General features: G+C 36.9%; 14 protein-coding genes and 1 rRNA gene. 10 read left to right on the top strand and 5 right to left on the bottom strand.

The window, feature by feature from the left end; all coding sequences use genetic code 11:
- Positions 1-26 precede the first annotated feature (26 nt).
- Positions 27-2,915 (bottom strand): SusC/RagA family TonB-linked outer membrane protein, encoded by a 2,889-nt coding sequence (locus J2786_RS09365; protein WP_047435739.1) that lies wholly within the window; start codon positions 2,913-2,915, stop codon positions 27-29.
- Between the two features lie 300 nt (positions 2,916-3,215).
- Positions 3,216-3,674 carry a hypothetical protein gene (locus J2786_RS09360; protein WP_052187148.1) on the bottom strand — a complete coding sequence of 153 codons (459 nt, stop codon included), beginning with the start codon at positions 3,672-3,674 and terminating at the stop codon, positions 3,216-3,218.
- A 299-nt stretch (positions 3,675-3,973) separates the two neighbouring features.
- Between J2786_RS09360 and J2786_RS09355 the strand changes: the two genes are divergently transcribed.
- The 10 genes from J2786_RS09355 to J2786_RS09310 all read left to right on the top strand — a co-directional run bounded on the left by J2786_RS09355 (position 3,974) and on the right by J2786_RS09310 (position 19,422).
- Positions 3,974-4,768: an SDR family oxidoreductase gene (locus tag J2786_RS09355; RefSeq protein ID WP_047435743.1), complete on the top strand. Its 795-nt coding sequence runs from the start codon at positions 3,974-3,976 to the stop codon at positions 4,766-4,768.
- 99 nt (positions 4,769-4,867) lie between these two features.
- On the top strand, positions 4,868-6,472 hold the full coding sequence (locus tag J2786_RS09350) for an autotransporter assembly complex protein TamA (protein ID WP_052187149.1): 1,605 nt from the start codon (positions 4,868-4,870) through the stop codon (positions 6,470-6,472).
- A 329-nt stretch (positions 6,473-6,801) separates the two neighbouring features.
- Positions 6,802-9,942 (top strand): SusC/RagA family TonB-linked outer membrane protein, encoded by a 3,141-nt coding sequence (locus tag J2786_RS09345; protein WP_047435746.1) that lies wholly within the window; start codon positions 6,802-6,804, stop codon positions 9,940-9,942.
- A gap of 20 nt (positions 9,943-9,962) precedes the next feature.
- Positions 9,963-11,483, top strand: coding sequence for a SusD/RagB family nutrient-binding outer membrane lipoprotein (locus tag J2786_RS09340; protein ID WP_310024909.1), 1,521 nt, complete (start codon positions 9,963-9,965; stop codon positions 11,481-11,483).
- 82 nt (positions 11,484-11,565) lie between these two features.
- The gene (locus J2786_RS09335; protein ID WP_047435749.1) at positions 11,566-13,911 is read left to right on the top strand and encodes a phosphocholine-specific phospholipase C; all 2,346 of its coding nucleotides are present in this window, start codon (positions 11,566-11,568) and stop codon (positions 13,909-13,911) included.
- Between the two features lie 174 nt (positions 13,912-14,085).
- The gene (locus tag J2786_RS09330) at positions 14,086-14,664 is read left to right on the top strand and encodes a hypothetical protein (protein WP_047435752.1); all 579 of its coding nucleotides are present in this window, start codon (positions 14,086-14,088) and stop codon (positions 14,662-14,664) included.
- A gap of 104 nt (positions 14,665-14,768) precedes the next feature.
- Positions 14,769-15,569 carry a WxL protein host-binding domain-containing protein gene (locus J2786_RS09325; RefSeq protein ID WP_047435758.1) on the top strand — a complete coding sequence of 267 codons (801 nt, stop codon included), beginning with the start codon at positions 14,769-14,771 and terminating at the stop codon, positions 15,567-15,569.
- Positions 15,562-18,315: a COG1470 family protein gene (locus J2786_RS09320; RefSeq protein ID WP_047435761.1), complete on the top strand. Its 2,754-nt coding sequence runs from the start codon at positions 15,562-15,564 to the stop codon at positions 18,313-18,315. The genes J2786_RS09325 and J2786_RS09320 overlap by 8 nt, the downstream gene beginning before the upstream one ends.
- Positions 18,312-18,845 carry a hypothetical protein gene (locus J2786_RS09315; protein ID WP_047435763.1) on the top strand — a complete coding sequence of 178 codons (534 nt, stop codon included), beginning with the start codon at positions 18,312-18,314 and terminating at the stop codon, positions 18,843-18,845. Before J2786_RS09320 ends, J2786_RS09315 begins: the two co-directional genes overlap by 4 nt.
- Positions 18,846-18,852: 7 nt before the next feature.
- Positions 18,853-19,422, top strand: a complete 570-nt coding sequence (locus tag J2786_RS09310) for a hypothetical protein (protein ID WP_052187150.1) — start codon at positions 18,853-18,855, stop codon at positions 19,420-19,422.
- Between the two features lie 136 nt (positions 19,423-19,558).
- Here J2786_RS09310 and J2786_RS09305 read toward each other — a convergent pair whose 3' ends face one another.
- From J2786_RS09305 to rrf, 3 genes are all read right to left on the bottom strand, one after another.
- Complete coding sequence (locus J2786_RS09305) at positions 19,559-21,454, bottom strand: SusD/RagB family nutrient-binding outer membrane lipoprotein (protein ID WP_047435766.1); 1,896 nt, start codon at positions 21,452-21,454, stop codon at positions 19,559-19,561.
- A gap of 15 nt (positions 21,455-21,469) precedes the next feature.
- Positions 21,470-24,367 carry a SusC/RagA family TonB-linked outer membrane protein gene (locus J2786_RS09300; protein WP_047435769.1) on the bottom strand — a complete coding sequence of 966 codons (2,898 nt, stop codon included), beginning with the start codon at positions 24,365-24,367 and terminating at the stop codon, positions 21,470-21,472.
- Positions 24,368-25,041: 674 nt separating this feature from the next.
- Positions 25,042-25,149, bottom strand: a 5S ribosomal RNA gene (rrf, locus tag J2786_RS09295).
- Between the last annotated feature and the right edge of the window lie 148 nt (positions 25,150-25,297).

Raw genomic sequence — 25,297 nt, 5'->3', positions numbered from 1 at the left:
TTTTTTACTTTTTGTTGGTTAAAAAATTATAATCCGACCTCCACTCCAAAGATGAATGAGCGTGCCTGAGGATATCTTCCGGTATCAACTCCGTAAGAGTTCATTCCTACTTCAGGATCGAATCCTGTATATTTCGTTATGGTAAACAGGTTGTTGGTGGTCATATAAATTCTCACTTTGTTCACATCCAGTTTCCTGTACAATTCTTTTGGTAATGAATACCCGATGGTAAGGTTCTTCAGTCTTAAATAAGATCCATCCTCCACATAGAAATCCGATACTTTGGAATAATTACCACTTGGATCACCATGTACCAGTCTTGGAATATCGGTGTTGGTATTCTGAGGTGTCCATGCATTCAGGATATCTCTGTCCATATTATAATTCTGTCCTGTCCCGCCTGGATTTAAAGAAATAAACTTCATCCCGTTAAATATTTTATTTCCGTATACTCCCTGGAAGAATAGATTCAGATCAAAATTTTTCCATGTCATGTTGTAAGAGAATCCGTAAGAGAATTTAGGATATGGACTTCCAAGATTGACAAAATCGTTATTATTAAGCACTCCTGTATTTCCTTCTTTCTTCAGGAATTTGATATCTCCGGGTTTTGCATTCGGCTGAATAAGATTTCCGTTAGCATCCTTATAATTGTTGATTTCTTCCTGAGTCTGGAAAATCCCTCCCGTCTTATAACCATAGAAGGAATACAGAGGATCTCCTACTTTCACACGGGTTGGTTTCAATACTCCTCTTACTCCGTTATCATTGATAAAGATCTCATCTACATTGGCAAGCTGCTTCACCGTATTTTTTAGTTGACTCATTGTAGCGCCTACTGAGAAAGAAAAATCACCTGAAATCACCTTATTATAATTGATTCCTAATTCATATCCTTTATCCTGAAATAATCCTGCATTCACATACTGATTATTATAGGTTGCCGTACTCGGTAAGCTTACGTTGAAGATCTGGTCTTTGGAATTCTTTACGAAATAATCAAACTGTAAAGAAAGACTGTTGTGAAGGAATGAAGCATCCACCCCAAAGTTGGTCTGTTCAGATTTACCCCATTTCAGATCCGGATTTGGACGTGTGGTTGCATAATAAGCAATATTCTGAGAAGGATCCTGTCCGAAAATAATATTATTATCTCTTGTCATCAATGGGTTCACTGCCTGTGGCGAAATTCCTCCAAGATTTCCCAGAATACCATAACTTCCTCTCAGTTTCAGACTTGAAAGCCATGAAATATCTTTCAGAAAGTTTTCTTTCGAAACTACCCATGCACCAGAAACGGCATAATAATTAGCAAATCTGTTCTGTTTGGCTACCAGTGAAGAACCATCACGTCTTCCCAATAAACTCACGATATACTTTCCTGCATAGTCGTAGTTTACTCTCGCGAGGTAAGAAACCAAAGATTGTTTGAATCTGTAACTGGAAACATCTTTATTGGTATCCGCAGCATTCTGAAGGTGTTGGAAAACCTCAGCTTCACTTCTGAAGTCATACGATTTTGCCACAAAACCGTCATCAATTGTTTTCTGGAAAGTAAAACCTCCAAGGAAATCAAAATTATGTTGCCCCGCTGATATTTTATAAGTCAACAACTGCTCCGCAAGAGCTGTAGATGAATTATTGGATTGATATTCTAGATTATTGGTATCAAAAATTTTTCCTACTTCCAACACTCTGTACGTAAAGTTCTTTACATCTCCCAATTTAAAAGTCTGTGAAAAATTGGAACGGAATTTTAAATCTTTTGCCAGTGTGATTTCAGCATAAGGATTGATTAAAATCTCGTGGGTAGGGTTTCTGATGCTGATTCTTTTAAGATACGCCACCGGGTTGATCATATCTCCATAACCTCCTGCCACATCAATGGGTAATCCGGAAAATGCACCACTTGGCGTATATACCGGAACATTGGGCGGATAGTACATGGCAGCTACTAAAGCTCCTGTATATCCACTTTTTGTATCGGCTGTATTTCCGTCAGAGTAATTATAGTACATATTTTCTCCAATTGTCAGCCAGTCTTTTACTTTATGTTCAGAATTGACTCTAAAATTGTATCGTTTTGCCTGAGTATTCAATAAAATCCCCTCAAGACTTCTGTGGTTCATACCTACGAAATATCTGGATTTTTCGCTTCCTCCACTTAAGTTTACATTGTATTCCTGGATTGTTCCTGTTCTGAAAATTTCTTTCATCCAGTCTGTTCTGGTAACTCTTCCGTCCGGATATTGATTGGGATTAAAAGCCATCGGCAAACTTCCCAGCTTCCCGGCATTTTCATAGGCTTTGTACATCACATCCTGGAATTCCGCAGCATTCAGGGATTCCTTCAGCCTCCAAGCCTGGTTGACTCCGTATTTAACATCAAAATCTACCGTAAGATTTCCTTTTTTCCCTTTTTTAGTGGTAATAAGAATAACCCCTCCTGAAGATCTTGCTCCGTAAATAGCTGCAGAAGCATCTTTTAGCACAGAAATATCCTGAATATCATTTGGATTAATAGAGGGTGTTCCATTAAAAACTACTCCGTCTACAACATACAAAGGCGTTTCACCATTGATTCCTCCCAGACCACGAATATTTACTTTAGGTGAGCCGTTAGGATCACCACCCTCGTTCACTACAGTAACTCCGGGTGCTTTACCCTGAAGTACTTCTCCTACTCCGGACAAAGATCTCGAAGTAAGCTTATCCAGCGAAGCCTCCGAAACAGCACCGGAAACTTTACTTTTTTTCTGTGTTCCATACCCGACAACAACAATCTCGTCGATGGATTTTTCTTTTAAGCTGTCTTTTTTTTGAGCGAGGAACATCGGTGAAGCTGATATTGCACCAATAAGTAATACCCTTCCCGTTAAATACGTTACGGATACAGGGATTTTAAATACATTCATGATCTCCTTTTTGATTAGGTGCAAAATTAGATCAGCCTGCTTCCACCACTCATTAAGGTTTTCTTATGTTTTTATTAAGAAATTTTAGCTTTTTTAAGATGACTGTCATCACAAAACAAAATTAAACAATTGTATTTCAATTATATAAGCAATTAAAAGTAATCATTCCTCAAATATTCTATGCATAATTGAGATTAACTTTATTTTAAGTTTACAGCAGATACAAATAAGAAGTTAGCTTATAAAAATAGCCTCCAGAAAATTGGAGGCCATTTTATATAAATATATTGCTCAGAATATTTATCTATATATAATAATATCTTTTACGATCTTACTTCCGTAGAAATTCTTTTCTTCAGTGGTAAAATAGAAACTGTTCTTTTGCTCGTAATATTTTGTTTGATCTCTTGGAACAGGGTCTTGCCAGCGTATCAATAAAGTTGCTGGATTATCCACACCTGGCGTTCCTGCAGAAAATTTAAACATAGAACCTGGTGTTATATTTTTCTTTCTGCCATGGAACTCAGACGATACCATCTTAGGTTGTACCAATCTCATATCGCTTAGCAATATGGAGAAAGGTTTCCCAATATATCTGTCTTTAGCTACTTCAAATTCTTTAAGATAAGCCAGTGTATCTCTTGCATACTTTCTTTCGCAATGGGTTATTATAATAACAGTACCATCTTTCTCACGGATGACTTCCTGAGCATTGAAAGAAGAACCAGTGATTAATAATAATATAAATATCAGTTTCATCTGTAAACAATTATATCTTGTACTATTTAATCCCATAAAAAGCCTGCACATAGCTGGTAAAATAAAAGTGATTTTTTCTCATTATATCCACTTTGTTTTTAATTAATTAAATATAAGTAATTTTTCAAAAGCTTTATTATTTAAATAATATCTCTAATTTTCAGATATTATCTATCCCTGAGTTCATTTTTCTTTTTTTACATTTGCTGAAAATAGATTTTACTTTTGAACACAGACCTTTAAAAATGTCTCACTGGCATCAGAAGTAAAATAAAAACATTAAAAATCATACGAATTCAATGACCATCATTATAACAGGAACCTCATCAGGAATCGGGTTTGCATTGGCCGAATATTTTGGTAAAAAAGGACATAAAGTATATGGATTAAGCAGAAAGCATACAGAAAGCCAGTACTTCAAATCCATACCTACAGATGTAACAGACAACACCGCTGTTCAGAATGCTGTTGCTGAGGTTTTAAAAACAGAAACTAAAATTGATGTTCTGATCAATAATGCCGGAATGGGAATGGTAGGTGCCGTAGAAGATTCTACCAAAGAAGATATTCTGAAACTTTTCAGCCTGAATCTTGCCGGACCTGTACAGATGATGAGCGCCGTTCTTCCGAATATGCGTGAACACAAATTCGGAAAAATCATTAATGTTTCCAGTATAGGAAGTGAAATGGGTCTGCCTTTCCGCGGATTTTATTCGGCTTCCAAATCTGCATTGGATAAAGTAACTGAAGCGATGAGGTATGAAGTCTACCCATGGAATATTGATGTATGTTCGCTGCATTTGGGAGATATTAAAACCAATATTGCAGACAATAGAGTGATTGCACAGGTTTCCCAGCCTTACAAAAATGTTTTTGACAAAGTATATGCGCTGATGAATTCTCACGTGAATGACGGAACAGAACCTTTGGAAGTAGCAGAATACATTGAAAAACTTTTAGCAAAAAATAAATGGAAAGCTCATTATTATTTTGGTAAATTCGGGCAGAAAATCGGGGTTCCTTTGAAATGGATTCTTCCACAGGGAACTTATGAGAATTTGATGAAGAAGTATAATAAACTGGATAAAAATTAGTTGATTGATAAGGCGCATTGTCATTCTGAATGGAATGAAATGCAGTGAAGAATCTTTTGTATTTTTATAGAGATTCCTCTTCATATTCAGAAGGATAAATTGAAATTACTTTTAAAAATATTTTTTGTACTGTTCTGCGTTTTCACACAAGCGCAGAAGAAGCAGTATTGGCTGATTGACACGGAAACTAAAGTCAGGAAAAAAGTAAAAGATTCTACTTCCGCAGTAAAGTTTCTTGATTCCTTAGCCCAAAGTAATTATTTTTTCACCCAGCTGAAAAACGTAAAGGTAAAAGGGGACAGCACGGAAATTTTCTACGATAAAGGAAAAAATTTCAATGAAACGTATGTCAACCTTACGGATTCTCTGGTTCAGAAATTAAAGATTCAGAAAGATTTTTTCACTAAAAATTTAGACTCTACCAAGAAAAGCATCAACAAAACTTATATTGATGAAGGGTATTCTTTCAGCAGAATCAAATCAAAATATAAAGGGCAGAAAAACGGTTATCCCATTGTAGAACTCGACATCAACAAGAATGATAAAAGAACGATCAACGGCTTTGTGGTAAAAGGATACGAAAAAGTTCCCAAAAGATTTATCAAAAACCTGGAAAAGGAGTTTAAAGGTAAAAACTATGATGACAAAAATCTTTTAGCCATCAACAAAACCTTCCAGAGCCATCCTTTCCTGACACTTGAACGGCAGCCGCAAACTTTATTTACGAAAGACTCTACCAGTATTTACCTGTTCCTGGAAAAGAAAAAGACGAATACCTTCGATGGAGTGATTGGTTTTGGAAATGACAAAAGCTCCAAGTTTACCTTAAACGGAACCATGAATGTCAATTTCAGGAATATGTTCAATGGTTTTGAAACCGTCAATTTATACTGGCAGAGAAACCCGGATAAAGGGCAGAATTTCGATCTTAGGGTGGATATTCCATACCTGTTCAAATCGAATATCGGGATGGATACGAAAGTAAATATCTACAGACAGGACTCAACATTTGCCAACGTGAAATTCCTTCCGGCCTTTTATTACCATATCAATAACCGAAATAAAATCGGTTTGAGAGCGACTCTCGAAACCTCTACTATTATTGACACCCTATACGTTCAGGGAAAAGATTACAACAAAAAAGGGATCGGGATATGGTATGAAATGACAGAACCCACAGATATTGACCTTTTCCTTTACAAAACAAGGATCAATGCCGGATATGACTTCTTAACAACCACCTATTCTAAAGATAATATTAAAGCCAATCAGAATCAGTTTTATTTCTTTGGTGAACATAATTATCACATTTCAGGAAATCATTTTCTGAACATTAAAGCGGAAGGTGCCATGATGGATTCCAAAATAGAGTTTTCCGCCAATGAATTATATCGTTTTGGAGGTTGGAATTCCATGCGGGGATTCAATGAAAACTCTCTTGCCGCCGACTTTTATTATTATGGTAGTCTGGAATACCGGTATCTGATCGGTAATCAGGCATTCTTTGACGTCTTTGGACAATATGGCCAGCTCAATAATAAATCTTTAAATGTAAAACCTAAACTCTATAGTGTCGGACTCGGTTTCAATTTCTTTATTCCTATTGGTCTGATGAGTTTCCAGCTGTCTAATGGTAATGAGTTTGGAAATCCTTTTAAATTTAATGATATCAAAATTCACTGGGGAATTCTGAGCAGGTTTTAAAAAAGAAAGGAAGAGGGAAGCTGGAGGCTGGAAGTTCTCGAAGTCACAGTTTTACTATCCTGTTGTTTTTATAGAAAAGTTTTTTTTCAAAAATTTATTACTGAGGATTTCAGGAAGTTGATAAGACTCAATAACTTCCAACTTCCCTCTCTCAGCATCCCTACTTATATTAATATCTATATAATAAAGCAAAAGTCCCTAAACAAAGGATATTTTCCATTTTACTTATTTATTAATTCTTCATGTTAAAAAATATTAAATCGTATTTTTATTTTAATACATCATTAAAGTACAGGTAACAGTGCACTGCTAAATTTGCCTTCAAAAAAATGAAGAAAACTCTAGCCACTTTTGCCGTTTTTTTACTTCCTCTTTATTTTTCTGCACAGGAAATCAATATTTCAGGAAATGTAAAATCAGAAAACGGTTCTAGTGTTTCCGGTGTAAATATCACCGACAAAAACACAGGAAAGACTGCTACTACAGATGAAAATGGTAACTTCACCATTTCTGCAAACCCCAAAGACATTCTTGAATTTTTTGCACCTGATTTTTCTGTTTATACCGTTGAGGTTTCTTCCAAAAAACAGTATGCCGTTATTTTAAAAAAACCAAGCGAAAAGCTGATTGAAGGCGTTGTTATTACCGCGTTAGGTATTGCCAAGAAGAAAGAAAAGATTGGTTATTCCACTCAGGAAGTGGGAACGAAACAGTTTGAAACCATCACTACGCCAAGTATTGGTAATTTATTCTCAGGACAGGTAGCGGGTCTTAATGTTTCCAATCCTACAGGAATGCAACAGGCTCCGCAATTTACATTGAGAGGAAATTCCAATCTGGTTTTTGTGATTGATGGTGTGATTGTAGAAAAAGAAGTTTTCCAGAATTTAGATCCTAACAATATTGAAAACATCAACGTCCTGAAAGGAGCTACCGCTTCTGCGCTATACGGTTCAAGAGGTCGTTACGGAGCTGTTTTAATCACCACAAAAAATGCTAAGAAAAAAGGATTCTCCGTAGAGTTTTCACAAAACACCATGATTACGGGAGGATTTACCAATCTTCCAAAAACCCAGACTGAATATGGAAACGGGTCCCATGGAAAATACGAATTCTGGGACGGAGCCGATGGCGGGGTGAATGACGGAGATATGATCTGGGGCCCAAAATTTGTTCCCGGGCTACAGATTGCCCAGTGGAACAGCCCTATCAGAGATAAAGTAACAGGACAGGTTGTTCCGTGGTACGGAGCTGTGACAGGAACTCAGTATGATGATAAATCAAGGTATGAAAGAGTTCCGATCGACTGGAAATACCATGATAACTTAAGCACTTTCCTAAAGCCTGCGGTGATCAACAATAATAATTTTGCGATCAGCTATAGAAACAACAAAGACATCTACAGATTCTCCGGGAACTTCATGAATTATGATGACAGAGTTCCCAATTCCTATCTTCAGAAATATGGAATCAACTTCTCTTCTGAAAATCATCTTGGTGAAAAATTAATATTTGATACAAAATTCAACTTCAACCAGGCTTTTACTCCTAATATTCCTAATTACGATTATAATCCAAGCGGGCATATGTACACCATCCTGATCTGGATGGGAGGCGATGTAGACGGAAAAGCATTGAAAAACCATATGTGGATTCCCGGAAAAGAAGGAAGAGCACAGGCCAACTGGAACTATGCATGGTACAACAATCCATGGTTTGGAGCGGAATATTACAAAAATCAGAACAGAACCAATATCATCAATGCCCAGACAGGGTTAGAATATAAAGCAACACAGGACCTTTCTGTAAAAGGAAAAATTTCCCTGGTTGAAAATCACAGCAAAACGGAAGTATTGAGTCCTTACTCTTATTTCAACTACAGCGCGCCAAGAAGTGGTGGATATATTCTGAAAGATAATAAAACATGGAATCTCAACTATGATGTTCTGGCAACTTATAAGAAAAAAATATCTGAAAACTTTGATTTTACAATCAATGCCGGAGGTTCTGCTTTCTATTATAAAAACAACAACAATGAAAGGTCTACAGACGGATTAAAGATTCCTGAAGTATACACATTCGAAAACTCTATCGGAGCGCTTAAAAATTATACCTATTTAAAGGAAAAGTTAATTTACAGTGCTTATTCAACCATTGATATCGGAGTGTATAATGCTTTCTTCATCAATATTTCCGGACGTAATGACTGGTCTTCCACTCTTCCTAAAGCCAACAGATCTTATTTCTATCCTTCTGCTTCCATCAGTGCGGTTATTTCAAATCTGGTAAAACTACCGGAATCTATCAACATGCTGAAACTTTCCGCATCATGGGCAAAAGTAGCTTATGATTTCCAGCCATATTCCATCAGAAACTATTATCTGAACAATGAGGGAATCACATTCAACGGAAATCCTACGTATTATTACCCAACCACTCTGAACGTAGAAAATTCTTTGAAACCGGAGCAGACAAAATCTTATGAATTAGGGTTAAGCGCAGGTTTCCTGAATAACAGAATTACCTTCGATGCCACCTATTTCAGAACATTAGATTATAATAATATTCTTCAGTTCCCGGCAGCTGAATCATCAGGGTTTACCTCACAATATGTAAACGGAAATGAATATACTACGAAAGGATTTGAAGTTTCCCTTGGTTTAGTTCCGGTAAAAACTGCTGATTTCAGTTGGAAAACCTTGATCAACTGGAGTACTTATGAACAAAAGCTGACTTCCATTTATGATAATATGCCGAACTACAAGAATATTAAGTTAGGAGAAAGAATGGACAGCTATTATGATTATACATGGCAAAAGTCTCCGGATGGAAAAGTAATTCTTGATGCTAATACAGGAATGCCGACAAGAGCTAATAACCCAAGTAACCTGGGACATTTCAATCCTGACTGGACTTTCGGTTTCAACAACACTTTTAAATATAAAAAATTCACTTTAAACATCGGAATCGATGGAAGTATCGGTGGCGTGATGAGGTCGCAGGTAGTGGAAAAAATGTGGTGGGGAGGAAAACATCCTAATTCTGTAGCGTACAGAGATCTTGAATATGCGAATCCGGGAACGTACTATTTTGTACCGGATGGGGTTAATTACAATCCGGCAACCGGGCTTTATACACCACACACCAAAGCAATCAGCTATCAGGACTGGGCACAAAACTATCCATACCGTGCAAGAGTAACGCAGGATGAAAGCGAAGAGTTTGCGAACGTTTTCGACAGAACTTTCGTCAAGCTTAGATCTGTAGTATTAGAATATGACTTCTCTTCATTATTGAATCCTAAAGGAATGGTAAAAGGTTTCACTGCTAATATTTCTGCTTATAATCTGGCAATGTGGAAAAAATCAAAGAACTTATATTCTGACCCTGATTTTCAGGCAAAAACAGAGAATGACATTCAGGATCCATCCAGCAGATGGTTTGGAATCGGATTTAATCTTAAGTTTTAACTAAAAAGTACGTCTAGACAATGAAAAATAATATAAACAAAGTGAAAGGGCAAAAAGGTAAAACCGCAATATGGATGATGAAATCTATATTTACAGCCGGACTTCTGACATTAGCATCATGTGAATCCAACCTTGATACTATCAATGAAAACCCGAATGACCAGGCCAGCATTGACCCCAAATATCTTTTGACCTACGTAGAAAAGTATACTTTCCAGGTCAATGGAGATAATATGTACGCTTCAAGGATGATGATTGGTACCGATGGCGAGAATTCATACCAGTATATGAAATGGAATGATACCTCATTTGAAGTATATACAAGAGAGCTCCTGAATACCGGAAAAATGATGCAGGAGGCGGAAAAAAGAGGAAATAAAAATTATCTGGCCATTGGAAAGTTTTTAAGAGCTTATCATTTTTTCAATATCAGCTTAAAAGTAGGGAGTGCACCCTATTCTGAAGCAGCTAAAGGTGAATCAGGAATTACTCAGCCTAAATATGATACCCAGGAAGCAATCATGTCCGGAATTTTATCAGAATTAAAGGAAGCCAATGATCTTATTAATACCAATGATAAAATTGAAGGAGATATTGTCTACAACGGCGATGCTTTAAAGTGGAAAAAACTGATCAATTCATTCCGTCTGAAAATTCTGATCACTTTATCTAAAAAAACAACCATAGGAAGTTATAATATCGCTGCAGAATTTGCTTCTATTGCAGGAAGTCAGTCTCTCATGACTTCCATTGCAGATAATGGTGAACTTAAGTTTGCGGATGCTGCTGACAGCAGATACACTATGTTTAACAACAGTGGATATGGTTCAAGTCTGTACATGGCAGATTATTTTATTAATATGTTCAAAGACAGACATGACCCGCGTTTGTTCACCTTTGCAGCACAAACTACCGGAGCTAAAGAAGCCGGAAAAGCAATTACAGATTACACTGGATATAACGGCGGAAATCCTATTTCCCCTTATTCTGATAATGCAGCACTGATTACGGCAAAAAACATTTCTAAAGTAAACGACCGTTTTTATAAAGATCCTACCAATGAACCTTCTTCTGTATTGAGTTACTCAGAACTTGAGTTTATTCTGGCTGAAGCTGCGGCAAGAGGCTGGATTTCGGGATCTGCAAAGACACATTATGACAATGCCATTAAAGCGAGTTTCAATTTTTATCAGACCTATGTGAAAAATCCGGGACAATATTTCTCAGGCTTTGATGTGAATCAATATCTGGCCACTCCTTTAGTCGTTTATAATAATGCGGATCCACTACAAACACAACTGGAGAAGATCATGACTCAAAAATACATGACGATGTTCCATCAGGCACAATGGACTTCTTACTTTGATTATTTAAGAACAGGCTTTCCAAATTATCCTTTAAAGGCAGGAGTTGCAGCACCTTTCAGATTCAGATATCCACAGTCTGAGTATAATTACAACAGCAATAATTTAAAAGCTTCTTTAACCGCTCAGTATGGAGGAAATGATAATATCAACTCCAAACCCTGGTGGTTACAATAAAAATCTGATTATTTTTATATAAAACAAAGAAATCGCAGGAAAATCCTATTAACTTGCGGTTTCTTTCTTATTACGATTGAACATGAACAGAAGAGAATTTTTAGAGAAATCAAGTCTTTTATTAGCAGGATTAGGAACTTCAGGTGTTCTGCATCCTTCTATTTTAAAAGCTTTAGCCATTGATCCGGCTGCTCAGTCTACATTTTATGATGCAGAGCATGTTGTCATCCTGATGCAGGAGAACCGTTCATTTGATCACGCTTTTGGTGCGCTTAAAGGAGTAAGAGGTTTTTTGGATAAAAGAGCTTTTGTAAAACAGGATGGACATTCTGTTTTCTTTCAAAAAAATGACGACGGAAAATATGCATCTCCCGCCCGACTGGATTTAAGAAACACAAAATCTACCTGGATGAGCTCGCTTCCACATTCATGGGCTGATCAGCAAAAAGCATTGAACAAAGGAAAATTTGACCAATGGCTGCAGGCGAAAGCCTCAGGTAATAAAGATTATAAGAATATCCCATTGACACTAGGCTATTATAACCGTGAAGATCTTCCGTTTTATTATCAGCTGGCCGATGCATTCACGATATTCGACCAGTATTTCTGCTCTTCTCTTACCGGAACAACTCCCAACAGGTTGTTTCTTTGGTCCGGAACCTTGAGAGAACAGCAAAACGGAAAGGTAAAAGCCAATGTTGTGAATGAAAACATTGACTATGACAAAGCAAGACAGGCAAAATGGAAAAGCTTCCCGGAAATCTTAGAACAGCAGAATGTTTCGTGGAGAATTTATCAGAACGAAATCAGCCTTCCAAAGGGAATGTCCGGAGAGCAGGAAGCCTGGCTAAGTAATTTTACAGATAACCCGATTGAATGGTTTTCAAGATTCAACGTTAAATTTTCAAAAGGATATTATCAGAATATTCCCAACATCATCGCTTATCTGAAGCAGGAAATTGAAAAAAATCCTAAACAGAAAGAAAGACTTGAAGCTATGCTGGCGGAGGTACAGGAAGATCAGGTGAAATACCATCCTGATAATTATTCCAAACTTTCAAAAGAGGAGAAAAACCTTCACGAAAAAGCTTTTACGACCAATTCCAACGATCCGGATTACTGGAAACTGGAGATCGGAAAAGATGAAAACGGAGAAAGACTGGTTGTGCCGGAAGGAGATGTATTATTTCAGTTCCGTAAAGATGTAGAAGAAAAAAAGCTTCCATTGGTTTCATGGCTGGTAGCTCCTGAACATTTCTCGGACCATCCGGGATCACCTTGGTACGGAGCATGGTATATTTCAGAAGTTTTGAATATTCTGACCCAAGATCCTGAAACCTGGAAAAAAACAATTTTCATCATCAATTACGATGAAAACGACGGGTATTTTGACCACGTACTGCCTTTCGCTCCACCTGTGAATCCAAGCCAGCCTGTTGATATGAACGGAAAAGAAGGGGTGGAATATGTAGATCAATCTCAGGAATATATGAGTAATCCTTCTTTAAAAAATTATGAAAAAGTTGAAGGAACCGTAGGATTAGGATATAGAGTACCGATGATTATCGCATCGCCATGGACAAAAGGAGGCTTCGTCAATTCCGAAGTATCAGATCACACTTCTGTACTGCAGTTTCTGGAGAAGTTTATTATGAAAAAATTCAAAAAGAATGTACATATTGACAATATCAGTGACTGGAGAAGAGCAATATGCGGAGATCTTACCTCTGCGTTTAACTCTTCCGGTGTAAAAGCTCCACAGATGAATTATCTGAATCAGAAAGATTATGCTAAAACCATCAATGCCGCCAGAAATAAGCCTGTTCCTGATCTGAAATGGTATTCTGAAGATGAACTTAAAGACAGCTTACTTGACATTCAGGAAAGAGGTCTCAAGCCATCCAATCCGCTGCCGTATCACTTCCATGTCAATTTAGAAGGCGGGCAGATCAAAATGACGAATCTCAAAGAGAATGGAGTTCCTTTGCTTGTTTATGACAGGACGCAATTTAACAGTAATAATTATCACTTTTCATATGCTTTATATTCCATGCAAAGTTTATCCCATGCTGTACATTCCGGAGCCTATGATTATGAAATTTTCGGTCCCAATGGCTTTTTCAGGAAATTCCAGGGAAGTATTTCACCGGAAATAGAGATAATTTTGGTGAATGTGAGCGCAAAAAACCAAGTGGAGCTGACTATAAGAAATGACAAAAAGAAAAATTTCACCATCAATCTGGAAGATTTGTACACAAAAAATAAGAAAACAATTTCTGTACAAAAATCAGAGGAAAAAATAATGATCGATCTTGATAAATTTAAAGGGTGGTATGATCTGAAAATAACATCAAACGAGCATTTGTGGCACTTTGCCGGACGTATAGAAACCGGAAAAGTCTCTGTTTCCGATCCGCATTGGGCGTAAAAAACCTTTATAATACCGATAAAATCCTGTACAAAATTGTGCAGGATTTTTTTTGAGTTATTTCATAATTATAATGCATTACATATGATAAATAAACACTTAAATAAAAAATGTGGTATATTTTTATCACCATAAGCTGAATTTTATTATCTTCATGTAACTAATTACAATGTCATGAAAAAACTAAATTTAACTATTGCAGTGTCTTTATTTGCATTTGCTTTATCTGGGAATCTGAGTGCACAAGACCTTGCTACAGATAACCATACGGTTACCATTTCTATTCCCGAAGTTGCATTGGTAGATATTGAACCAGCAGCAACAAAAAATATCACTCTTGGATTTACAGCTCCTACTGAAGCGGGAAATCCTATTCTTCCCGCTGCGGCCAACACTACTTTGTGGCTTAATTATTCTTCTATTAAATCTGTGGCAGATCCTTCCCGTAACGTAAGCGTAAAAATGAACGCTATCATTCCTGGAGTAGATCTTCATGTAACGGCGGCGGCTGCCACCGGAGCAGGAGCAGGTACATTAGGAACTTCTGCAGGTCTGCTTACCTTAACCGGTACTGACCAGACTATTATTTCTGGTATTGGAAGTGCTTATACAGGAAATGGAGCTAATAACGGTCACAATCTCACCTATGCACTCGCTGCAGGAAGCGGTCCTGGAGGTGTAGCAGCTTATGCAGATTTACAGGCAACAGCTACTGTTGTTGCTACCGTTACTTATACAATATCAGATAATTAGAATTTAATTAAAATTCAATTTTGCCTTTCAAAAACAAGAAGAAGCTGTTATTCAGTTTCTTCCTGGCTTTGTATTACTCATAATTTAACTCCAAACTTTACATCATGATAAAGCGTATCCTTATTTTGATCACCCTGATTTTGCAGTTCAGCTTTTTACATGCCGGTATTGTGATTATCAACGGGCTTACGCATTCTTATAAAATCGAAAACGGAAAGGTGTATAAAGGAAAAGTTGCTATTGAAAACACAGGCAGCAATCCTCAGAGTGTAAAAATATTTTTACAGGATTATACCTATCACGCAGATGGAACCATCAATTATACAGCTTTACGTACCAATAAACGCAGTAACGGAGAATGGTTAAAGCTCAATACCAATCTTGTTACCCTTAAAGGTAAGGAAAAGACCGAGATATTGTATGAAATAACAGTTCCCGATAAGGCAATGGAACCGGGAAGCTACTGGAGTGTGATCATTGTAGAACCGGTAGAAGAGATAAAACCCAGTGATAATAAACCGGGAGTCAGTATCACTTCTATTATACGGTATGCTATTCAGGTCATTACAGATTTTGAAACAGAAAAGGGCAAAACGGACCTTAAATTTGAAAGTGTAAAAGTGGAAAAACAGGAGGGAAAACAAACAGCAAAGATAGCAATAGCCAATAATGGCAATCTTTACTGTAAACCTACAGCTTCCATTGAAATCTATAACCGTAAAACGGGTGAAAAGGTGGGAACGTATTCAAGTTTAACGATGGGGCTGTTACCAGACACCTCCAAAACATTTTACATTGATCTCAGTAAACTACCTCCTGACAAATACAAAGCAGCTATCATAGCTACAGATGAAGAAGAGAATGCTTTTGCACTCAATGTGGAATTAGAAGTAAAAAATGATTAGAACTTGGACTTTATTTATTATCATATCACTATTCCCGGTATTTATTTTTTCTCAGGAGCAATCCAACCGATTGATCAGTAAAAAAGATAGTTTAATGCCGGGAATGTCTACTTCTATTCCCTTCACATTGGAAAATAATTCGGCTGAAACCCGGACCTATGATATTTCAGTTACCACATCAAGCCCGTTGATTAGTCCTATTCTAATAAAAGGAGAATTCCAGATTTCTCCTCACGAGACATCAGTATATCTCGTTCCTTTGCGTATCGGATCAGAAACAGGACAGGGCACTTATTCTGTAACCCTGAACATTACCGATCGTAATCATGGAACAGCTTTTACAAAAAATGCAAAAATTATAGTTTCAGTGAACAGGAAGCTTTTGGTTACGGTTTTAAATACACCTGAATTTGTAAGAGCAGGAGAAACGATCCGTTCGTCTTTTCTTTTAAAAAATAATGGTAATACAACAGAAAGCATTGTTCTTGAAAGTAAAAATGCTATTGTTGATAATGAACCGTCACTGGTTCTTACTCCCAATGAATCCAGGATCATTACTATTCACAAAGTAACAAACCCTGAACTTCCTCAAAACGAATTTCAAAACTTAAATCTTTCGGTATACCCGAAGAATTATCCTAAAGAAAATCAGGACGTCTATGCAACCACTCAGGTAATATCGGTAAAACCATCTGAAAACGATATTTATCACAGATTACCTGTTGCCCTCTCTTTATCTTTCATAGGAATGCAGAACATGGGCGTTTATAATGATGGATTTCAAGGCGAAATTTATGGCAAAGGAACTCTTGATAAAGACAATAAAAATCAGATTGAATTCAGGGCTGTCACGCACAACCCGATAGAACTTAATACATTCACCCAGTATGAAGAATATTTTGTGAATTATAAACGTGATAAACTGTATATTCATCTTGGTGACAAAACCTACTCTTCTTCTTATCTTACAGAATTTGCAAGATATGGCCGCGGGGCAGAAATCCGATATGATTTTAATAAAGTGAGCTTTGGTGGGTTCTATAATCACCCGAGGTTTTTCAGAGATATTAAAGATGAATTTAATTTCTATTCGGCCTTTAAAATCAGGAAAGAATCTGAAGTTTCAGTAGGCTATCTCTACAAAACTCCAAGAAATGGAGAGATCAGATTCGGAGATGTAAAGCTTGACTCAGATGCTCACCTTCCTTATGCTAAAGGGAAATTTAAAGTTTCAAAGAATATTAATCTTTCCGGAGAATTTGCCTACAGTACAACACAAAAAACAGATGGAACAGCTTATTTATTACAGGCAGAAGCCATTTTTAAAAAATTGAACGGAAGCCTGATGTACATGAGAGCCAGCCCAGATTTTGCCGGATATTTTACCAATACAAATACCTTTAACGGTAATATTTACTATAATATCACCAAAAAGATCAGTGTATTTGCCAATTACATGCAGGATGCCAAAAACTTTCAAAGAGATACACTGTTACTGGCTGCTCCCTACAGAAAGTATTTTCAATATGGCGTACAGTACAAATATCTCCCTCGCGGCTCCATCATCCTTAATAATGGATATCAAATCTATAAAGACCGTTTAGAACCTAAACAGTTTGATTACTATGAACGTTACTTCAAGGTAAGTATTAATCAGCAGATAGGTATATTTCAGATAAATGTGGATGGACAATTCGGTAAAACAGATAATTATCTGACAGGATTTAATGGAAATTCCAGTTTTTATTCTGCGAATCTTTCATTTCAAAAATTCAGAACATCGTTTAACATCTTCGGAAGTTATGCTATAAGCTCAAGATATCAGCTTCAAAACCAGAGAAATCTTTACTACGGAGCTAGAATCTTCAGTCAGTTTTCTGATAAGACCAGCTTAAGTATCTTCTATCAGAACAATTATATGCCAGAGGAATATTTCAGAGACAGAAATCTGTTTGAACTTCTTTTTCGCCAGCAGTTATTTCCCGGAAATGAACTTGATCTATCCGGAAGATATTCATTGCAGAGAGGAGAAATCGGAGATAAAGATTTTATATTTTCAATGCGGTATACCTGGCGTCCTAACATTCCGGTACAGAAAACTGCCGAATATATTTCGCTGTCGGGAAATGTCAGCAATCTGGGTATAAAAAAGACTGAAGGCGTAAGATTAATGCTTGGAAGTTATCTGTCTATTACGGATAAGGAGGGAAATTATATGTTTAAAAATGTTATCCCGGGTAATTATTTTCTTGAAATAGACCGCTCCACTACAGCAATCAATGATATTCCCACTCAAACGTTTCCTGCCAGTCTTTCATTGGTGAATAAGGAGAATACTTTTAATTTCGGATTAACAACAGCAGCCAATGTTCAGGGACATGTCAAGTTCCTGGAAACCGGAGAGAAAGATCAACAAGATTATGGGCAACTATCACCTGTAAAAGGAAAAAAGAAAAGGGAAAGTATTATTGTGGAAGCTACCAATAATGACCAGACTTTCCGTAAGGTATGCTATATAGGAGAAGATTTTGATTTCACTTATCTCCGCCCGGGAGACTGGATTGTAAAAGTTTACCGTAACGGACTGGATAAACGCTATAAAATCACAACAGATAAATTCCTGTTTACTTTACAACCTTCGGAAACAAAAAAATTAAGTATCAATGTTGTTAAACAGCAGATAGAGATCAAATATCAACAGGAATCCTTGAAAGTAGGATATAATGAAATAAAAAAGAAGAGATGATTCTGATCCGTACCATATTATTAATTGTATTTTGTGCTGTATCCGGTCCAATCTATTCCCAGACCGCAAGTACTACTGTCAGTATAACATTGCCTGTAGTAACGTTAATGGATGTTGAACCTACCGGAAGTATAACCTTAAATTTTACACGTCCTACCGAGGCTGGAAATGCTTTGGTAGCGCCAACTCCCAATACATCAAAGTGGATCAACTATACATCCGCTATCGCTTCCGGAGGACTTACAAGAAGAATTACGGCATCTGTTAATCAGGTTATTGCAGGGGTCAATATAAGAATTCAGGCCGCTGCAGCTTCCGGAGCCGGAGGTGGAACATTGGGGACATCTGCAGGACAGGTTACGCTTACCACTACTCCAACTACCATTATTAGTGGTATCGGAGGAGCATTTACCGGAAATGGAGCGAATAACGGCCACGCGCTCACCATTTCACTTGCCACTAATACTTATGCCAACTTACAGGCTCAGGCCAATACAGCAATTGTCATCACCTATACCATCACAGAATAAATTAAAAATGAAAATAAAAAGCCCTTTTCTCAAAGAACAGTTCTTAAAAAGATATCTATACATTATTGCTTTACTAATGGGAAGTTATCTTGAAGGGCAAACCATAAACATTGCAGGAACAAGCTGGACGGTCAGTGTTCCTACCATTACAGAGGCAGGAAGTAACTATGCCGGAACTTATGATAATCCTTCGCAATTAGTTTTGTCCGGACATTTACCAGGATCTTTCCTGAGTCTTCTTACAAGTGCCGGCGCCAGAATCAGTATGCAGCATGTTCCCACTTCCTGGAATAGTGCTTTGAAACTCTACGCAAAAAGAAGCGGAGGTACAACCAAGATCAATGGCCTTTGTGTAGGCTGCGCTGCAACAATTTCAGGAGGAAATGTGAATTATGTAGAAATACCGCAAACCGGCTCCGCAACACTTTCAACAATTACTTTTACCGGAGTGTTAGGTGTGAGCCACAATGTTGATTATTCCGCTATTAATGTACAATTGGAAATTAGCGGCGTTTCTGTAACAATTCCTGCGGCGGCATACAGTACACAAATAGTTTTCACAATTGCAGCCAATTAAACTCCAAAGCCAATCCAGATACTACTTATCATCATTAATTGAACAATCCATTTAAAGAGATATTCAGTCAATTTGTATAAAAAAAACAATCCTTTTCAAAATCAGAAAAGAATTGTTTTTTAGTATGTAAACTTAATTAATGTTTGGCCCACCAAAGAGGAGTCAGTACAGCATCTGTGCCACCAAGTAATTGTACAGCTTTATCATATCCGGGCTGATCCGTATTTCTGAAAGTACTTGGATATCTTAATCTCTGAGGAAAATTCTGAATAGAATTCGTCATATAGTTTCCTGAGCTCAAATTAGGAAGGTTTGGCAATGGAGTTTCGATGGCTGGGTTTTCAAAAAATGGCAGCCCGAGTCTTCTCTGATCATTCCAGGATTCTAATGGTAACCAAGGCATATTGGCAATATATTTCTGGGTAATAATCTTTGTGAGTTTATCATTCTTTACCGATCCATTCTTATAGATGGTATTCACAGGATATTTAATTTCAACCGAAACTAAGTTTCCGTTGACAGGATCTTTATATTTCATGGTATGGCTTGCTCCCGGTTCTGTAATATGACTATAAGAAACAGAAGTACCATCACGGTTATAATCCGTTGAAGCAATATATTGACCATAGAATTGAGAAACTCCATTATAAACAAAACTTTCCTGAATTCCTTTATTATAGGCAGCTTCATCACTCATTGGAACGGTCCAGCCTTTCAATGCAGCTTCCGCCAAAAGGAAATAGGTTTCCCAGCTTGCAAAAAATATTCTTGCATTCTTACTTTCCCTGTACTGCTTACCTAAAGCCGGCATACATCCTACTACATTTCTTAAGCCATTTCTCTGTCCTTTTACGCCCCAGTTTCCAATGGTATAGGCGTTCCATGTATTTACGGTATTTACTGTTATTTTAGAATTGTCTTCAAACGTAAGATCTCCGTGATTGGTAGTTGCCTGATTGGTATAAGTTGGATATAATGAGTAAACCGGGCTTGTAAGATCCCCAGGAATATAGAATGTTTTATAGGCTCTCGGATCTATTTTATTGGGTAATCCGTCCAACCAGTATCCTGCACTTGGGTCGTTGGTCATTGTAGTGAACTGTTGATCATATTTTATACCAATATAATCAGAAGCCTTTACCTGTGTATGTTGAGCCGCTGGTAACTGGTCTGTAGAATTTACTCCTCCCAAGCCAATGTATAAATTATTAAGGGTTGCTGATAAGATCTGAGAGTTCCATTCTCTGGACATTACACCTGTCAGCGCATCCCATCCCGGTTTTTCAGTAACTTTAAAATTATCTGCACTTGTAGCGATAAACATATTTGAATTAGCCGCTGCTTCAAATTCTGTTTTTGCTTTTGAAGGATCTACTTCGGCAATTCTCATGGCAATTCTCATCCTCATAGAGTTGGCATATTTTACCCACTGTGTCCAGTTAAACCCATACACCATATCATAGGCATTTGCATTGGATGGTACGCCTTGGGTTGTGTCCATTTTTGCGACTGCATCTTTTAATTCTTCCAAAATAAAATAATACACTTCTTTTTCAGAATTGAAAGTAGGATTCGTTCCCTGGAAAGCCTGAATAGGTTGAGGTCCGAAATTATCCGAAAATTCACTCATTAAATAAGCTCTCCAGATTCTGGAAATCTGAATGACATTGTCATAATAAGGTTTTCCCTGCCCGGCTACCTTTTTCTCATTAGCCAACTGAATGGCCGCATTTGCATTATTCAACCAGTCTGAAATGTATTTCCAGTACTCGGAAGTCCAGGAATCGTCGTAAGTTCCACCTGCAATTCCGGTTGTCAAATGCTGTCTTGCTGCCGTTTTCCAGTATAAAACAAAAACACGTTCTGCGATATTAGGATCTTGCTGGGCACCGAGAATTGAGTTATTTAAAAAATATTCAGGTTCTGCCTTATTAGCGTCTACGGCAAACGGGTTATTATTGATGTCTTCAAAATCATTGCATGAAGTACATAGTAAACCAATCGTAAAAAATGATAAGATATATTTTTTCATTGTTTCAGTTGTTAATTAAAAGCCTAAAGTGATTGTAAATAAGTAAGATCTTGAAGTAGGAAAAGCAAGGTTTTCAAATCCTGTAGCATTAGAATTAATTGCAAATACGGATTCCGGATCAATTCCTTTGGCTTTACTATAGATCATCCATACGTTATTGGCCGTAAAAGCTACTTTAGCACTCTGTAAGGCCAGTTTTTGGAAAATACTTTTAGGGAAATTATAGGTCAGCTGAATATTTCTTAAGCGAATATTGGTAGCATCATAAATGTTTTGTTCTGTAATTCCTAAGTTTCCAGATGTTACAGCTCCCCAATAATCCTGTTGAGTAATTTCTTTGGTATTTGCTGTATAACCGCCATTGCCCTCCACTACGGCATCCAAAATCATATTATCACGTTTTCCTCCGGGTGCAGTGTCTGCAGCAAGTCCATTCGCTTGTAATGCAGCCTGTGTTGCAGAGAAAAATTTACCTCCGATTCTTCCGTCAATTAAAAATGAAAGTCCAATATTTTTATAAACAAAGCTGTTTGTAAAGCCAAACAAAGCTCTTGGGGTTTGATCTCCCAGATAATATTGATCAGAAGTAGCCCGCGGTAATCCGTTTTGATCCACAATAAGCTTTCCATAATGAGGACTGCTGGTATCTTCTACTCTTAAGAATTTCGTTCCATAAATCGCTCCGTAGGGTTTTCCTACTTCTGCGAAGAAAGCAACGTTATCAAAACCTGATAAAGGGTATTTTGAAACAATCCCATCAATTTTATCGATGTTACTTTTTAATGTTGAAAAGTTGACATTAACATTCCATACAAAACTTTCCTTCTTAAAGATATCCGTATTCAATACAAATTCAAACCCTTTGTTATGCAGCCCTCCAGAATTAATTTTCTTTTTCTCATATCCTGAAAGAGGATTTATTGGTAAATCTATCAGCTGCTCTGTTGCATTATTACTAAAATAACTTACATCCAGAGATACTCTGTCAAAAAACTTCATATCTGCCCCGACTTCAAAACTTTTAAGTTTCTCGGCATGAAGATTTGAATTAAAAAGAATTTTATTTCTTGTAAGCACTATATGTCCGCTTGGATCTGTGGAAGCGGTATAGGTATTATATAACTGTTGGGGTGGTAAAGAATTTCCTGTAACTGCGTAAGCCGCGCGAAGTTTAGCAAATGTTAAGGCATTTAAAGTTGTACCATTTAATTTTTTCAGCATATCTGTCAAAACTAGTGAAGTACTCACGGAAGAATAAAAATAAGACCTGTTATTAATATTCAAAGTAGAAGACCAATCGTTTCTTGCCGTAACATTCAGAAACCAATATCCGTCATAATTAATTTCAGCAGCAGCAAATACTGAATTAATTTTTTTCCACATATCAACTTCAGTCGTTGTAACAGAAGCAAGATCACTCGTATTAGAAGTGCTGAAAACATTGGCAAGAATCAGATTTTGTGTGGAAAAATAGAGTGCCTTATCCCTGCTTTCCATCATTTGCCCATAAACAGAAAGCGATCCTCCCCATTTACCAATAATATTATCTTTTTTAGCATTAAGACTTATAATATAATTATTCTCATAAAACTTTTGCTGACCGGTAGAATAAGAATTATTACGGCCAGATCCCGTCCAAACCCTTGCATCATTATTTAAAGAATAGAAATCTGTCCCTAGCCTTACATCTGCACTCAGCCAGTTATTAAATTGATATTTAAGATAACCGTTTAATAAAAATCTATCTTTTTTATCAGCATTTAATGCATTATAGGCTGTCCAATAAGGATTAACTCCATTGGAGGTTATCCAGCGCGACATTACTTCATTTTGCATCTGTCCCTCACGATAATCTCTTACATCAATATTTTGAGGCATCAGAAGGATTCTTGGGTAGTAATTAGCATCCCCTTGCCCTGCAGAAGGTCTGTTTGTCCCTTTAACACTCATATATTGGGCTTTCACCTCAGTAGTCCATCTTTTATTAGCCCCAAAATTAGAATTCATTTTTGCCATAAAATTGAACCTCTCATATTTTGAATTCGGAATCTGGCTATTACTGTTTAAATAATTAGCAGAAGTGTATAAGCTTGATCCTTCACCAATGCTTTCCTGAAAGCTCAATGTATGCTGTGCGGTAGTTCCTGTCTTAAAAAAGTTTTTTAAGTTATCATGGACCGTCATATTTGATCCTTCAAAGGCGGGTCCCCAGGAAGTTGTGTTATCACCCCCTTGTAGATTGGGTAAACCATTACTTCCTTGTGCGAAACTATGCTGCAAATCAGGTTTCATAAAAATATTTTCAAAACCTAAACTTGTAGAATATGTAATTCCTAATCCTCCTCTTCTTTTACCGGTTTTGGTTGTAATCAAAATAACACCGTTTCCACCTCTGGAACCATAAAGAGCAGAAGCTGCACCTCCTTTTAAAACGGAAAGGCTTTCGATGTCGTCCGGATTAATATCACTTAAACCATTTCCCATATCAAGATCCGGATTCCAGAAATCGTTATTAGAATCTTTTCCATTCTGCTTAACCTTTGATCCTAAGTTATTACTTAACGGAACTCCATCCACCACAATAAGAGGCTGATTATCTCCTGTAAAAGAATTAAAACCCCGTAGATTAATCTTGGAGGAAGAACCTGGTCCAAAACCTGCTTTAATCACTTGTAATCCGGCAACTTTTCCTACTAATGCATTGGTTACATTATTTTCTTTAGCGTCGACAAGGGTTTGTCCTTTCACATCCTGGAATGAATATCCAAGTGCTTTTTTTTCCTTTTTTACACCATAAGCTGTAACAACTACTTCGTCAATTTTTGACGCTTTAGTTGAATCAGTTTGTGCATACAATCCACTGAAAAAGAATAAGGATTGGAGCAGTCCAACCTTAAAAATGGTTTTTTTCATAAAAATTAGATTTGGTATATATTTAACAATATCACAAGATATTTCAACAAATAAACGTAATTATTACTAAATTAATATACAATCACTAATTATTTATGCTAAATCTATTAATAAAAGCAACCAAATCTTTTTAATCACAATATCATAGATCATTACTATGAGTGAAAAGCTTTTGATAATTAAATGATTAAGTGAAAATTAAAGTGGGATGGGCTATGGTCTAAATTTAATACTCTGTAGGGATGGGTTGAAGGAAATAATGGATTTGTTAGAATTACTATCGAGTGACTGTTGGGTTATAAATGATTATTAATAAGTGATCACCTAAGTGGTGAGGCATTCCGCAGGAATCCCATGTACATTTTATGGATTTAAAAAGTAAAAAAGGAAATATGCTTAAGTTTAATAGATATAGTTAATTCTAATTGTTGAGACTCTGCGGAGTGACAATTGGAGTATGTGACAATAGTAATAAGCTGCAAATAATAAGTGGTAAATGATAAGTGATGAATAATAATTGATGATTGCTTACTACGCGCATCTATTATCTATTATCTATTATCTATTATCTATTATCTATTATCTATTACTCATTGCTCATTACCCTGAGCTGGGTATAAAGCAAAAAAAAATCCTTTATCGTTATGATAAAGGATTTTTAAAAATAAAATAAAAACTGGCGGCGGCCTACTCTCCCGCGTTAGCAGTACCATCGGCGCTGGTGGGCTTAACTTCTGTGTTCGGAATGGGAACAGGTGAGCCCCACCGCTAAAACCACCCTAAAGAAGGTATATAAGGTTACAGGTTGTAGGTAATAGGCTGCAGGTTTCCCTGACTCCTGATTGCTACCATCTGCTCCCTGTTTTAAGCGATAAAAACTTTCACAAAGACAAAACCTTTACTGCACATAAAGCACTTGGTTTATATTAG

This window comes from Chryseobacterium vietnamense, from assembly GCF_031454475.1.
GTDB classification, from domain to species: domain Bacteria; phylum Bacteroidota; class Bacteroidia; order Flavobacteriales; family Weeksellaceae; genus Chryseobacterium; species Chryseobacterium vietnamense.
Note: the sequence above shows the minus strand (reverse complement) of the source record. Positions and strands in the feature narration are given on the sequence as shown.

Coding starts and splice junctions, on each gene's coding strand:
- J2786_RS09365 (WP_047435739.1), bottom strand. CDS start 2,915: ATGAATGTATTTAAAATCCCTGTATCCGTAACGTATTTAACGGGAAGG.
- J2786_RS09360 (WP_052187148.1), bottom strand. CDS start 3,674: ATGAAACTGATATTTATATTATTATTAATCACTGGTTCTTCTTTCAAT.
- J2786_RS09355 (WP_047435743.1), top strand. CDS start 3,974: ATGACCATCATTATAACAGGAACCTCATCAGGAATCGGGTTTGCATTG.
- J2786_RS09345 (WP_047435746.1), top strand. CDS start 6,802: ATGAAGAAAACTCTAGCCACTTTTGCCGTTTTTTTACTTCCTCTTTAT.
- J2786_RS09340 (WP_310024909.1), top strand. CDS start 9,963: ATGAAAAATAATATAAACAAAGTGAAAGGGCAAAAAGGTAAAACCGCA.
- J2786_RS09335 (WP_047435749.1), top strand. CDS start 11,566: ATGAACAGAAGAGAATTTTTAGAGAAATCAAGTCTTTTATTAGCAGGA.
- J2786_RS09330 (WP_047435752.1), top strand. CDS start 14,086: ATGAAAAAACTAAATTTAACTATTGCAGTGTCTTTATTTGCATTTGCT.
- J2786_RS09325 (WP_047435758.1), top strand. CDS start 14,769: ATGATAAAGCGTATCCTTATTTTGATCACCCTGATTTTGCAGTTCAGC.
- J2786_RS09320 (WP_047435761.1), top strand. CDS start 15,562: ATGATTAGAACTTGGACTTTATTTATTATCATATCACTATTCCCGGTA.
- J2786_RS09315 (WP_047435763.1), top strand. CDS start 18,312: ATGATTCTGATCCGTACCATATTATTAATTGTATTTTGTGCTGTATCC.
- J2786_RS09310 (WP_052187150.1), top strand. CDS start 18,853: ATGAAAATAAAAAGCCCTTTTCTCAAAGAACAGTTCTTAAAAAGATAT.
- J2786_RS09305 (WP_047435766.1), bottom strand. CDS start 21,454: ATGAAAAAATATATCTTATCATTTTTTACGATTGGTTTACTATGTACT.
- J2786_RS09300 (WP_047435769.1), bottom strand. CDS start 24,367: ATGAAAAAAACCATTTTTAAGGTTGGACTGCTCCAATCCTTATTCTTT.